General features: G+C 60.1%; 12 protein-coding genes. 11 read left to right on the forward strand and 1 reads right to left on the reverse strand.

Annotated elements, in window-relative coordinates; genetic code table 11:
* Positions 1-38: 38 nt before the first annotated feature.
* From arc to ABRP93_RS01265, 11 genes are all read left to right on the forward strand, one after another.
* Positions 39-1,619 carry a proteasome ATPase gene (gene arc / locus ABRP93_RS01215; protein ID WP_349886544.1) on the forward strand — a complete coding sequence of 527 codons (1,581 nt, stop codon included), beginning with the start codon at positions 39-41 and terminating at the stop codon, positions 1,617-1,619.
* The gene (gene dop, locus ABRP93_RS01220; protein ID WP_349886546.1) at positions 1,604-3,148 is read left to right on the forward strand and encodes a depupylase/deamidase Dop; all 1,545 of its coding nucleotides are present in this window, start codon (positions 1,604-1,606) and stop codon (positions 3,146-3,148) included. The genes arc and dop overlap by 16 nt, the downstream gene beginning before the upstream one ends.
* A 31-nt stretch (positions 3,149-3,179) precedes the next feature.
* Positions 3,180-3,371 carry a ubiquitin-like protein Pup gene (locus ABRP93_RS01225; protein ID WP_349835990.1) on the forward strand — a complete coding sequence of 64 codons (192 nt, stop codon included), beginning with the start codon at positions 3,180-3,182 and terminating at the stop codon, positions 3,369-3,371.
* A 38-nt stretch (positions 3,372-3,409) separates the two neighbouring features.
* Positions 3,410-4,789 carry a Pup--protein ligase gene (pafA, locus tag ABRP93_RS01230; protein ID WP_349886578.1) on the forward strand — a complete coding sequence of 460 codons (1,380 nt, stop codon included), beginning with the start codon at positions 3,410-3,412 and terminating at the stop codon, positions 4,787-4,789.
* Positions 4,790-4,824: 35 nt separating this feature from the next.
* Complete coding sequence (locus tag ABRP93_RS01235) at positions 4,825-5,811, forward strand: helix-turn-helix transcriptional regulator (protein ID WP_349886548.1); 987 nt, start codon at positions 4,825-4,827, stop codon at positions 5,809-5,811.
* A gap of 4 nt (positions 5,812-5,815) precedes the next feature.
* Positions 5,816-6,769 (forward strand): helix-turn-helix transcriptional regulator, encoded by a 954-nt coding sequence (locus ABRP93_RS01240; protein ID WP_349886549.1) that lies wholly within the window; start codon positions 5,816-5,818, stop codon positions 6,767-6,769.
* A gap of 114 nt (positions 6,770-6,883) precedes the next feature.
* A complete protein-coding gene (tatA, locus tag ABRP93_RS01245; protein WP_237800800.1) occupies positions 6,884-7,153 on the forward strand; it encodes a Sec-independent protein translocase subunit TatA in 270 nt (89 codons plus the stop codon).
* A gap of 128 nt (positions 7,154-7,281) precedes the next feature.
* Complete coding sequence (gene tatC / locus ABRP93_RS01250) at positions 7,282-8,406, forward strand: twin-arginine translocase subunit TatC (RefSeq protein WP_349886550.1); 1,125 nt, start codon at positions 7,282-7,284, stop codon at positions 8,404-8,406.
* Positions 8,407-8,427: 21 nt separating this feature from the next.
* Entirely contained in the window at positions 8,428-11,244 is a 2,817-nt protein-coding gene (locus ABRP93_RS01255) for a DEAD/DEAH box helicase (protein ID WP_349886551.1), read from the forward strand.
* A 35-nt stretch (positions 11,245-11,279) separates the two neighbouring features.
* Complete coding sequence (locus tag ABRP93_RS01260) at positions 11,280-12,401, forward strand: M24 family metallopeptidase (RefSeq protein ID WP_349886553.1); 1,122 nt, start codon at positions 11,280-11,282, stop codon at positions 12,399-12,401.
* Positions 12,402-13,148, forward strand: a complete 747-nt coding sequence (locus ABRP93_RS01265) for an SDR family oxidoreductase (RefSeq protein ID WP_349886554.1) — start codon at positions 12,402-12,404, stop codon at positions 13,146-13,148. It begins immediately after the preceding gene.
* Here the strand turns inward: ABRP93_RS01265 and ABRP93_RS01270 are convergent.
* On the reverse strand, positions 13,145-13,954 hold the full coding sequence (locus ABRP93_RS01270; RefSeq protein WP_349862240.1) for a precorrin-3B synthase: 810 nt from the start codon (positions 13,952-13,954) through the stop codon (positions 13,145-13,147). The genes ABRP93_RS01265 and ABRP93_RS01270 overlap by 4 nt on opposite strands.
* Positions 13,955-13,991 lie beyond the last annotated feature (37 nt).

The raw sequence follows: 13,991 nt of genomic DNA on the forward strand, positions 1-13,991 counted from the left end.
GCCTCGCTCATACCTTTTCGCGCGTTAAAGTGGTGTGCATGGATGAAGCCACGGATAATAAGCGGCAACTCAGCCAGCTTGCTGCGCGCAATCAAAAGCTGGTGGAGCTTTTACAGAAATCGCGCGCCGAGCTTGAGCAGTTATTTGCTGAGGTCAATGCACTTGCAGAGCCTGCCTCTACCTACGGTGTCTTTTTGGCCTACTCGCCGCACCAAAGCGAGGTAGGAACCACGGCGGAGGTTTATACCAACGGCCGCGTCATGCAGCTCAAGGTCTCTCCCAACGTGGAGCCGGGAAGCCTGCAGGTGGGCCAACAGGTGCGGCTGGGAGATGGCTTCGTGGTCGTCGAAGGCTGCGCCCCCACGAGCACCGGCGAGCTTGCCACCGTGGTCGAGCGCTTGGACCAGCGCCGGGCCGTCGTGGCTAATTCCGCGGGGGATAACCGCGTCGTTCTCCTCGCACAAGCGCTGCAAGAAAGCGTGCGCACGGGCGAGGTCGTGCTGTTAGATACCAAGGCTTCCGTGGCCGTGGAAAAGGTGGATCAAGCAGAGGTATCCCAGCTCTCGCTGGAGGAAGTGCCAGATGTGCGCTACGAGGATATCGGCGGCCTAGACGAGCAAATTTCGCAGATCCGTGATTCCGTCGAGCTGCCCTTTATCCACCCAGAGCTCTACAGGGAATATGGACTGCAACCGCCCAAGGGTGTATTGCTTTATGGCCCACCGGGCTGCGGAAAGACGCTCATTGCTAAAGCAGTGGCGAACTCTTTGTCTACCCAAATGGGGGGAGATGGATCCAGCTACTTCCTCAATGTTAAGGGCCCAGAGCTGCTGAATAAGTACGTCGGTGAAACAGAACGCCGCATCCGGCTGATCTTTGAGCGCGCACGCGAGCTCGCCCAGGCCAGCGCGGATCGCCCGGTGGTCATCTTCTTTGATGAGATGGAATCCATTTTCCGCACCCGCGGATCCGGGGTCTCGTCCGATATGGAAACCACCGTCGTTCCACAGCTGCTAACGGAGCTCGACGGCGTGGAGGGCCTCAGCAATGTGGTCATCATCGGCGCCACCAATAGGGAAGAGCTCATTGACCCCGCCATCATGCGCCCGGGCCGGTTGGATATGAAGGTGCGCATCAATCGCCCCACCAAGCGCGGTGCGCGCGAGATTTTCGCCCGCCACTTCGATCCCTCCATTCCGCATATGGGCGAAATTGACGAGCTCATCGGCGATGCCGTGGATGAGCTGTATAGCGACAGGCCGTTTGCGCAGCTGCACTTTAGCAATGGGCAGCGCCAAGTCCTGCACTACCGGGATTTCGTCTCTGGCGCGATGATCGCCAATATCTTGGCCCGGGCTAAAAAGCTGGCCATCAAGGAAGCTTTATCGCACCACGGCGCGGAGCGCGCCGCGGAGGAAGGCACTGGGGGCGTTGAAGGGGGCATCGGCAAGCAGCATCTGCGCGCTGCCATCGCAGCTGAGCAGGAAGAATCGGAATACATGCCTACCTCGACCAACCCTGAGGAATGGAGCAAGATTGTCTCCGCGGATCATGGCGGATCGCGTGTGACCAGTGTGGAACTTTTAAGCGGAAGGAGCGGTACGTGGCCCGCGTGCTAGGAACGGAAACGGAATACGGCATTTCTACGCCGGATTCGCCGGAGGAATCCCCAATCATTACCTCGACCCATGCGGTCGTGGCCTATGCAGCTCTGTATACGGGCGCGCGTTCGCGCTGGGATTTTGCGGAAGAACACCCCTTGCGGGACTCGCGCGGCTTCGATCTCAAGCGCTACGATACGGTTCCCGTGGTGGACCCCAATGCGGTGGGGGTGGCCAATGTTGTCACCCCGAGCGGGGCGCGGTTCTATGTGGACCACGCCCACCCCGAATATTCGGCTCCGGAGTGCACGAATGCTTGGGAGGCGACGCTCTACGATGCCGCCGGCGATTACACCCTGCTGCAGGCACGGGATGCCGTGGCGGAGCTGACGGCACAGGGAAAGTCCGTCTTGGCGGACCGGCAGCCGTGCCCGCCGCTCCGCTTATACAAGAATAACGTCGATGGCAAGGGTGCCAGCTACGGTTCGCATGAAAATTATCAGTATGCCCGCAGCACCGATTTTTCGGTCATGGCCCAGGCGCTGATTCCCTTCTTCGTTGCCCGGCAGGTCGTCATCGGTGCTGGGCGCATGGGGCGCGGTGAGTTTGGGGAGGAACCGGGGTTCCAGATTTCCCAGCGCGCGGATTATATCGAGCAGGAGATCTCCCTGGAAACCACCCTCAATCGCGGCATTATCAATACCCGCGACGAGCCCCATGCCATCCACGATGATTTCGGCCGCCTGCACGTCATCATCGGCGATGCGAATATGTCGCAGACCTCGACGCTGCTGAAATTGGGCATGACTTCGCTGGTGCTCGATGCCATTGAGGCCGGCACGGACTTTAGCGATCTGCGCCTTGCCGATGCTGTAGCGGAGGTCCCCCTGGTAAGCCGCGACCTTGAATTGCGCCACCGGCTCACGCTTGCTGATGGCCGCACGCTCACCGCCCTCGAGCTGCTCAACGAATACCGCCGCCGCCTGCAGCCAGAGAATTCCGCCGACCACAAGGTGCTGGCGGCCTGGGACGAGGCAGTAGAGCTGCTTGCCGATGACCCCCTCAAAGCCGCCCACCTCCTAGATTGGGTGGCCAAGTACCGGTTGATCAAGAGCTACTTGGACCGCGGCATGTCCCCAGATGATCCCAAGCTGCGCCTTATTGACTTGCAATATGCGGAAATCGATCCCGAGAAGTCGCTCCACCATGCGCTGGTGCGCAAGGGCCAGATGCGTCAGCTCTTTAGCACCGAAGACCTGCACCGCGCCGCGGCCGAGCCGCCCGCCGATACCCGGGCATATTTCCGCGGGCGCATAACGCAGAAATTCGGCGAAGACATTATTGCCGCCAGCTGGCAAAGCCTCACCCTGCGCCGTGGTGATAAGGACGGACACGCCCGAAACGGCGTCTGGGCCACCGTGGCCATGGATGATGCCCGCGGGCTCACCCGCGCGGACTGCGAAGACATCATCGAGGGCGCAAGCAGCGTAGAAGGCTTGCTGGAAGGCCTTGCTGCCATCGGTATCCAGCCCGAGTATCGTAAGTAATGATCGCCTAACACGACGAAAGGATGACACCGTGTCCAATTCGAATCGCCAGGTCACTAGCAATAATGGGGGAAACGGCCCCGAGTCAGAGGAAGAATTTACCGCAACCCAGCTCAATATCAACACCTCTGGCACCGATGACCTGCTTGATGAGATCGATGGCCTGCTAGAAAATAACGCGGAAGAATTCGTCCGCTCCTACGTCCAAAAGGGCGGACAGTAGGCGTGGAATCCACCCGTCCCGTTTTTGCCCGGCGCATCATGGGCATCGAAACCGAGTATGGCCTGTCCACGGCGACGCCGAAGGACCAGCGTGCTTTAAGCCCCGATGAAGTTGCGCGCGTGCTCTTCCGGCCGATCGTCGAAAAATACGCCTCGTCCAATATCTTCGCCACCAATGCGAGCCGCCTGTACCTTGACGTCGGCTCGCATCCTGAGGTAGCTACCGCCGAGTGCGATAGCCTCAGCCAGCTCATCGCCTACGAATGCGCCGGTGACCGCGTGATGAACCGCCTCGCGCTGCAAGCGGAAGATGCGTTGGCCGCAGAAGGAAACGAGCGGCCGGTCTACCTTTTTAAGAACAACGTAGATTCCGCCGGGCACTCCTTTGGCTGCCACGAGAATTACCTCATTAGCCGGCATATGGTGCTCAAAGATCTGGGCGTAGCGCTCTTGCCCTTCCTGATTACCCGCCAACTTATCTGCGGGGCGGGAATGGTGCAGCCAGCCAAGGGCGAACACCCCGCGCAATTCCTCTTATCCCAGCGCGCCGACCAGGTCTGGGAGGGTGTCTCGTCTGCGACCACCCGGTCCCGGCCCATCATCAATACCCGCGACGAGCCGCACGGGGATTCCAAGCGCTTTCGCCGCATGCACATCATCGTAGGCGATTCCAATATGGCGGAGCCCACCATCGCACTGAAGGTCGGCTCCATCCTGCTCATGTTAGAGATGCTGGAGGCAGGCTTCGAGCTGCCCGAGCTCGAGATCGCAGATCCAATCCACCACATTCGCACCATCGCGCGAGATATGACCGGATCTACGCCGCTGCCGCTTGTTAGCGGGGGAACCATTACAGCCTTGGAGGTCCAGCAGCAGCTTTGCGCGCGGGCCCGCGATTGGCTCGCTCACCGCGAAGACGCCGGCACGCCCACGGCGGAATTAGAGCGCGTCGTTGACCTGTGGGAGCGCATCCTGCGCGCCATCGAGACCGGAGATTTTTCCGGCGTAAACCGCGAGATTGATTGGGTCATCAAGTTCGAGCTGCTCGAGCGCTACCGCTCGCGCTTGGGCGGTGACTGGGCGCATCCGAAACTTACGCAGGTTGATATGACCTATCACGATATCCGGCCAGGGCGAGGTTTGTACGACGTGCTGCTGCGCCGCGGGATGATCGAGCGCTGGATTGAAGATGAAGACATCGAGCGTGCAGTATTGACCGTGCCGCCAACTACGCGCGCGGCCTTGCGCGGCCAGTTCTTGGCTGCGGCCGAAGACTGCGGCGCGCACGTGACCGTGGACTGGACGCGGCTGAAGGTCAACCGCCCTGAACCGCGCACCGAGGAACTGCTGGATCCTTTCGCGTCCACCGATCCGCGCGTCGCGGCATTGCTAGACTATATGCACGATAATCACGCCTAAGGCGTGCACATTGAGCAAAGGGGAGAGTAGACAACGTGGTGGCATCACGATCCACGCCGAGCCGGCAGGATGCGGCGGTAGAAAGGCTCACCAACCTGTCCTTTGCGCTGCAAGGAGCGGCGAATTCGGGTGGTTCACCGGACCGCTCTGCAGCCTGGATCCGCAGCCACGTCGCAGGCTATAGCGATAAATCCGACGAAGCTTTTACCAAGGCCTTGGCGCGCGATATCGCCACCTTGCAACGCGCTGGAGTCCCCATCGTGCACACCGGTGGGGAAGACGGCGCCTCGTACCGCCTCGACCAAAGCAATTACCAGCTCCCGCCGGTGGGATTTTCACCGGAAGAAGCGATGGTGCTTGGCATCGCAGGGGGAGTGGGAACCCCTGGTGGATTGAGCGATTTCTCTTTGTCCGGGTGGACCAAGATAGCCGCCTCGGGTGCCTCCCGGAACCTGGAGGGCGCACCCGTCTATACCGCGGTCAATGACATCACCCGCCTTGCCCCCGAGGTGATCACCTTCGTCTTGGCCGCCGTGCGGAATAAAATCCGGATTACTTTTGCCTATCGCCCCCACCCAGCGGCGGAGACCGTGCGCCGCACCATGGATCCCTGGGGAGTAGTCAACCACCAGAGCCGCATCTATATCGTTGGCTTCGATGTTGACCGCGCCGCCCCGCGCGTCTTTCGCGCCCTGCGGCTTTCCGATATCAAAAGGTCGCACCAGCCGGCAGAGCATTCTGAGCCGACGGTGGACATCGACAAGCTCGTCAAAGAGGCCCTACAACGCGGCGAAAAGGTGGATGCGACCCTGCGTATTCCTGAAGGTCAAGCCCAGGAGCTAGAAAGTGCGGGGGAGCGCACTGCCGAAGGCACCGTAGTGCTGACCGGGGTCCAAAAGGATTGGTTGGTGCGCACCGCAGCGGGCTATGCCCCAGAAGTAAAAGTGCTCGATCCCCCCGAGGTGCGCACTGACATCATTAACCTTCTGCGCGCAACCGCCAACCACAACGGAGCTGAGTAAACCAATGGCCGATGGATCTCATAAACTGCAAGCGCTCGTCCGGTCGCTGAACCTCATCCCGTACTTCCAAAACCATCCGGATAAAACTCCGATGGAGGCGGCCGCGGATCTGGGCATGGACCCAGGGGAGCTGAAAGATGCCGTGGACCGGCTATTTTGCTCTGGGACCGGCCGCAATACCGAGGAGCTCATCGATCTCTCTTTTAGCTACCGCGATGGGGTCACCATTTACAATGACCAGGGGCTGGGACAAGCATTGCGGCTTACCCCAACCGAGGCCGGCGCGCTCTTGCTTACCCTAGAATCTCTCGAGGCTATGCCCGGCCTGTTGGATGCGCGGGCGATTAAGTCTGCCGCGGCGAAATTGCGCTCCATTATGGATGAGCGCACGCTGAGCATCTATGACACGTTATCGACGGTGGACCCGCAAGAATCCGACATCCAGGCGACCTTGAACCGCGGTCTCAATGAAAAACGGCGCATCCGGATGCGCTATTGGAGCGCCTCATCTAATAAGGAAACCGAGCGCATAGTTGATCCGGCCCGGATTTTTATCGTGGATGCCGAGCCCTATCTCGCGGCGTGGGAAGAAGAAAAGCAGGGGCACAGGACCTTTCGTATTGACCGCATCAAGCATGCCGAGTTGACCGAGGAGACTGCTCATCCCCGCCTCAAACAGCTGGATTTCGACGCTGCAGCACCCTTTAATTTAGGTGCGGCGGATTCCGTGGAATTAGTCATTCATGAAGAATTCACCTGGCTTGCAGAATACTACGATATGCAATTAGGCAAACGCCTAGAAAACGGCACTATAGCTGCAACGATGCAGGTCGGATCGGTGGATTGGCTGGTTCGTTTTGCCCTCGGGCAGGCCGATAGGTTACGCGTCATAGCCCCAGAATCTATTGTAAATCTCATTGCGGAACGCGGAAATGACGCGTTGAAGGGCTATACTTAAAATCCAGTTACTGCACGCACATGCGTCTTAAAATTGCCTCGCGAATTTTCCCCGCGAAGTCAGGGAGCGCGGCGGTCATTTGACGCAGGCAAAGAAGAACCGAAAGAGGATCTTATGACCTTAGGACCATTGGAAATCGGCCTTATTGTTCTCGTCATCATTTTGCTATTTGGCGCGAAGAAATTGCCCGATCTTGCTCGTTCCATGGGCCGCTCGATGCGCATTTTCAAATCTGAGGTCAATGAAATGCAATCGGAGGACACCAAGCGCTCTGAGGCCCAAGCTCAACTGAGCCAGAAGCGCCAACAGTCCGATGAGGAGTTCTGGAACCGCCCGGATATGCAACCTGGCCACCAGCAGGGAAACTCTTCCTCTCAGAATTAACGCCCGCCTGCTGTAAAACGCGAACACCCTCTGCTGCTTATGCACTCGTCGGCCGTGCCGGAGTGCGACCCTGAGAAATCAGGTGGGCAGGGCAGTGTTCGCTCTTGTGCGTTGAAAGAGCCAAATTGATGTCCTCACAGACCCATCCTGTCGGTGAACAAGGATCCCGCGTGCGCCGCAAGCGTCGAGGTTTTTCACGCAAGCCCAAAAACCCAACGGGCGAGATGACCTTAGTACAGCACCTGCAAGAGCTGCGGCGAAGGATCATTATATCCTTGCTGGCCTTGGTTATCGGCGCGATCATCGGTTTCATTTGGTACCAGCAGGCACCCTTCCGGATTCCGCCGCTGGGAGAAATCCTGCGCGAGCCTTATTGCTCATTGCCGGAAGATAAGCGAGCCAACTTCAACAACGATGGCGAATGCCGCTTGCTTGCCACCAGCCCCTTCGAGATGCTCATTTTGCGACTGAAGGTAGGTGCATTGGCAGGTACGGTGATTTCGTCTCCAGTCTGGCTCTATCAGGTGTGGGCATTCATCGTCCCAGGCCTGCATAAGAATGAGCGCCGCTACACCTTAAGCTTCGTCGTTGTGGCCGTCTCCCTCTTCTTGGCTGGCGCCATCTTGGCCTACTTCATCTTGTCCGTGGGCCTAGAATTCCTCATTGGTATCGGCGCTGAGTACCAAACCGCAGCATTAACTGGTGAGCGATACTTCTATTTCCTCTTGGCGCTCTTGCTTATCTTCGGTATCAGCTTCGAGATTCCGCTGTTAATCGTCTCTCTCAACCTCATTGGCGTCTTGGAATATAACCACGTCAAGGACAAGCGTCGCATCGTCATCGTCGTGGTGATGATCTTTGCCGCCTTCGTGACTCCAGGCCAAGATCCCTTCACGATGGTGGTCTTGTCCGCCAGCCTGATGCTGCTTATTGAGATTGCCTTCCAGTTCTGCCGCATTCACGATAAGCGCCAGAATCGGCAGCGTCCTGACTGGATGGATCTTGATGATGAATCCGCGTCTGCGCTAGACGAAAGCCCCACAGGCGTGGGCGGGCCCGCGCCTGTCGATGCCCCATCGAGCGTTAGCTCCTCGGGCGTATACGCCTCGCCTAAGCCTACGGCACCTAGCGCGTCATCGCAGACCGTCCGCACGGAAAATCGGGCGTCGGATAGCACTTCGCAACAGGCTGGGGATCGCAAGGGGCCGCAGCGACCTACCGATGAAGGCGGCTTTTTCGACGATGTGCTTTAAGCACGGGTAGCCTTGTGAAATATGACTGAAACTCACCTGGATACCTTCGCCGCCGGCCTCCCATACCCCTTGGATGAGTTCCAGGTGCAGGGGTGTGAGGCGGTAGAAAATGGCCAAGGGGTGCTCGTCTGCGCCCCTACTGGCGCAGGTAAAACCGTCGTTGGCGAGTTCGCCGTGTCTTTGGCTTTAAGCCGCGGCACGAAGTGCTTTTATACCACCCCGATTAAGGCGCTGAGCAACCAGAAATACCACGACCTCGTTGCTGAGCACGGCGAGGATGCCGTGGGTCTGCTTACTGGCGATGTCTCCATCAACGCCGATGCCGAAATCGTGGTGATGACCACCGAGGTGCTGCGCAATATGATCTACGCGGATTCTCCGGCGCTGGATAGGCTTACACACGTGGTCATGGATGAAATCCACTTCCTTGCAGATGCCTCCCGCGGCGCGGTCTGGGAAGAAGTCATCCTGAATTTGCCGGACCACGTATCCATCATTGGGCTGTCTGCCACTGTGTCCAATTCCGAGGAATTCGGTGAATGGCTCGCCACGGTCCGCGGCGATACCTCTGTCATCGTGACTGAACACCGGCCGGTCCCGCTCGATCAATGGATGATGTTGGGCCGCAAGATTTACCCGCTCTTTGAGCCGGAATCCGGCGGCCAGGTCAATTCCGAACTAGAGCGCCGCATTCAGCGCTTGGAGGCAGGCGATAGCGACGATGGGCGCGCGGACTATAAATCCGGCAAGGGGTTCCGTGCGAGGGCGCGCCACAAGGGCGGCGGGCGCAGCGAATTTCATGGTAAAGCGAGCGGGCGTTCCGGTTCCTCCCGTCCGCAAGATCGCTACCGCCCCTTAGGGCGCCCAGAGGTGCTAAAGGTGCTGCAATCGCAAGATATGCTGCCCGCGATTACCTTCATCTTTTCCCGCGCCGGTTGCGATGGCGCGCTCTATCAATGCCTGCGCAGCAGGATGGTGCTGACGACGCAGGAAGAGGCAGAAGAGATCAAGGCCATCGTCGATGCCGGCGTCGAGGGCATTCCGGAAGAAGACCTGCAGGTCTTGGATTTCCGGCGGTGGCGCGAAGCGCTCTCGCGCGGTTTTGCCGCCCACCACGCAGGAATGTTGCCGGCTTTTCGCCACATCGTAGAAGATCTCTTCGTCCGCGGTTTGGTACGCGCGGTATTTGCTACCGAAACCCTTGCCTTGGGCATTAATATGCCAGCGCGCACGGTTGTGCTCGAGAAGTTGATTAAGTTCAATGGCGAAGCGCACGTGGATCTCACGCCGGGCCAATACACGCAGCTGACTGGGCGCGCGGGCCGGCGCGGAATCGATACCCTGGGCAATGCGGTCGTGCAGTGGGCCCCGGCGATGGATCCGCGATTTGTCGCGGGTTTGGCATCGACGCGCACGTATCCGCTGATTTCTACGTTTGCGCCAGGCTATAACATGGCCATCAACCTGCTGGGCATGCTCGGCTTTGAGGACTCGCTGCGGCTCCTAGAAAAGTCCTTTGCGCAGTTCCAAGCCGATGGTTCCGTGGTCGAAGAAACCCGCGAATTAGAGCGCGCAGAGCATCGCGTGCGCGAATTGCGCGAGCAGCTTGACGATGCCGTAGATGCCCTCGCACCACCAGCCAAGGACGGCGAGGATCCCGCCGAGGTGCTCATGGATTATATCCGGCTGCGCCGCGAGCTGACGGTGGAAGAAAAGCAATCCAAGGTTGATAAGGAACACCAACGCACCCAGGAAGTAGTCGCGGTGCTAGCGCGCCTGCAATTGGGCGATGTCATCGCGATTGCCGGAAAGAAGCGGCCCACTCTTGCCGCGGTGGTCACCCCGGCCAACCAGACCGCGGATCCACGCCCGTGGGTGACCACGGAATCTGGCTGGTCAGGGCGCATCGATGCCACCGGGATTAGCAATCCGCCGATTCAACTGGGGCGGATTAAGATCCCGAAGCCGGTGCGGAAGAACCCGCGGCGCAATACCAAGTACATCCAGGACGTCTTCCACCGCGAAAAGTTTGACCGCCCGAAGCGGATGAAGTCGAAGCCGCGCCTGCGACCAAATAAGCGGGTAGGCGAGTTGCGCGATGCCATTCGCGAGCACCCTGCGCACGACTGGCCCGCCACCGACAGGGAGCAACTGGCCGGCGTGGCACAGAAGTTGGCGCGCCGCGAGCGCGACCTCGAAAAGCTGCAGACCAAGGTGAATAAGGCAACCGATACTTTGGGCCGCACCTTTGAACGCATCGTGGATCTTCTCGCGGAGATGGACTATGTCGAGTTCTCTGGTGCCGGCAGCGATCGCACGCCGGTCATCACTGAGGAAGGCGAACGCCTAGCCAAGATTCATAGCGAATCCGATCTGCTCGTTGCCCAATGCCTGAAACGAGGAATTTGGGATGAGCTGGATCCGGCGGAGTTGGCCGGCGTTGCATCTCTGTGCTGCTTTGAAAATAGGAAGGCCACTGGGGGCCAGCCGGAGGCCGCAACGGATCGCATGGCCGATGCCATGAATGCGACGTGGCGTATCTATACCGAACTCAGCGCGGATGAGCGGCGCCACCGCCTGCCCCCAACGCGCGAGCCGGAAGCCGGTTTTGCGCTGGCCATTCACCAATGGTCAGCGGGTGCGCCGTTGGGCTATTGCATGGCGGCGGCCAATGAGGCGGGCGCGGAGCTTACCCCCGGTGACTTCGTGCGGTGGTGCCGCCAAGTTGTGGACCTCCTGCAGCAAATCGCCAAGACTGGCTACGATGGCCAGATTCAGCGCAACGCGCGCCGCGCAATCGATGCCATCCAGCGCGGGGTCGTCGCGATCGGGGCTTAAGCTAGCCCGGCCTGCTGGCTAGTAGACTGAGGTGTATGACTACTCAGGCTTTTTCTCCCGAAGTGTATTCGCGCCGGCTCGCGGCCGCGCAAGAAGCGGCCACCCAGCAGGGCATTGACCTTTTGCTGATTGGCACCGGCCCCGATTTCGCCTACCTGACCGGTTCGTGGGTATCGTCCCACGAACGCCTGACGGTGCTGGCGGTTCCGCAGAGCGGTACCCCGTGGATTGTCTCGCCGAATACGGATATTACGGATATTAAATCGGCGCCCGTCGGCAAGCTCGATGTGGAGCTGCGCGGGTGGAATGACGGCGATAATCCCTACGAGCTCGCCCTCAAGGGCGCTGCGCCGATCAAGAAGGTCGCTCTGGGCCAATCCCTGACTGCGGACCACATCCTGCAGTTCCAGGCGCTCGTGCCCGAGACGGATTATGTCCTTGCCACCTACGCGCTCGCAGAGCTGTTTACCCGCAAGGATGAGGCGGAAATCGCAGAGCTGCGCAGGGCCGGCCAGGCCATCGACGCCGTGCACGCCCAGGTTCCTGGGCTCCTGCAGCCCGGCCGCACCGAGGCCGAGGTGGCGCACGAACTGGAAAAGCTCATCCTCGAAGAACATTCCATCATTGACTTTGTCATCGTGGGCTCTGGCCCGAATGGCGCCAATCCGCACCACAGCTTCTCTGACCGGAAGCTGGCTGCGGGCGAGCCCGTCGTCGTGGATCTCGGAGGCACCTTGCCCTCCGGCTACCATTCCGATTGCACCCGCACCTACGTCGTAGGCGGCGATCTTAGCCAGGCACCGCAGGACTTCCAGGACGCTTATGCAGTGCTTTACGATGCCCAAGCGGCCGCCCTCGCCGCCGCCAAACCCGGCAGCACTGCCGAGGAAATCGATGCGGTTGCTAGGAAGGCTATTGCCGATGCCGGCTGGGGCAATAAATTCGTCCACCGCACCGGCCACGGAATTGGTCTCTCGACCCACGAAGAGCCCTTCATCATGGAGGGAAATGACCTAGCGCTGGAAGAGGGCATGGCCTTTTCCATCGAGCCAGGCATTTACCTGGAAGGCCAGTGGGGCATGCGCCTAGAAGACATCGTGGTCCTTACCAAGGATGGCTACGAGTCCCTCAACGTCGTTGAACGCGAAGTGCGCTAAGTGGCTGGCGTACTGATCCTAGGCGGGCGCAGCGATATCGGCGGTGAAATCGCCCGTCGCGTGGCCTGCGGCAACGACATCGTCCTCGCCGCGCGCGGGACGCACGGGCTTGAGGAGGTAACCTCTCAGCTAGAGGCCGCAGGTGCACGCAGCGTCTACCAGCTGTCCTTCGATGCGGAGGATTTCTCCCAGCACCGCCAGATCTTTGCCGAGGCCAAGGAACGCGTCGGCGCCATTGAGCTGACTGTGGTCGCCTTCGGCATCCTAGGGGATCAAGATAAAGCGGAACTCGATCCGTCCCAGGCAGCACAAATCGCCACTATCGACTACACCGCCCAGGTCTCCGTGCTGACGGTGGCGGCGCAGTCGATGCTGCGCGGCCATATCGTGGCCTTTTCCTCCATCGCTGGCTGGCGGGCCCGCCGCGCCAATTATGTCTACGGTTCCACCAAGGCTGGCCTGGATGCATTTTGTCAGGGCCTTGCGGATAGGTTGCACGGCAGTGGGCTTGGGTTGATTACCGCGCGCCCCGGGTTCGTCATCGGGTCCATGACCCAAGGAATGAAACCGGCCCCGCTATCGGTGCGGCCAGGCGATGTCGCCGATGCCGTCGTTGCTTGCATAGACAACGACGACCGCCGCGGTCAGGCACGCAGCCACACCCTGTGGATCCCGAAGGCCCTGCAGGCTTTGGCCTGGGTCATGCGGCTCGTGCCCCGGCCCGTGTGGCGGCACATGCCGCGTTAGTCGGCCTCGCCCTCCCGCAGCAGGGGCGAGTTGATGTCGAAGATGAAACCGCGCGGGGCGAGCACGCGGAGGACGACCTCAGCATCGCCCTCTGCGATGTCGTGAAAGACTAAGCCACCCCACGGGGTGACCGTGATGTTTACCTCGAGCTGGCCGATAAGCTGCGCGAACTGCGCCGGGATGGCGCCTTGGTAGACCCCCGCGCCAAGGTCGACCACGCCTTCTGCCTGGTGCTCGTCCAACCAGCCAATGGGCCCAGGTTCTGCGTTAAGCTCCGCGTCACTTGTCACACCGCCCTTCGTCTCGGTGCTTTGTGCACCGAGGCGTTGGAGGTGGGCTGCGGCATCGGCAAGCGAGAGGCCTGCGGTAGGGATGTCGGCGGCGGGGGACTGGGTGATATTCAAGGTGGCATCGTCAAGCAGACGCATGCTGACCTGCGTGGCAGAAGCCGGGAGATCGTCGGTAGCGGTAATCGCGAGCGACTCCACGCCGGGCTGTTCGGTATTCAGGTGCGTGGCCAGCTCGCGCGCGGCCTGCTTCGCCGCGGCAGAAAGGGGAGAGGCCAGCACAGGAATGTGGAAGCTCTGCAACTCCAATTTATCCAGCTCAGCCGCCAGCTGCGCCTTGTCCGTGACGCCCCGCAACTCGATGGCGGAATTAGGGCTAATGTAGACGCTGCCATCGGCCCAGTGCGCCGCGCAATAACCCAAATGGATCCAATCATTAGGGCTGGTAAAACCGCCCACAACGTGCAGGCGCAGGGAAGTGCCGGACTCGGGATGCTGGAAAAATTTGGGGTAATGCATAGCTTGCCAGTGTAGCCGGTGAGAAGCCCTGCGCTGG

The organism is Corynebacterium sp. KPL2850 (assembly GCF_040225855.1).
Lineage (GTDB): Bacteria > Actinomycetota > Actinomycetes > Mycobacteriales > Mycobacteriaceae > Corynebacterium.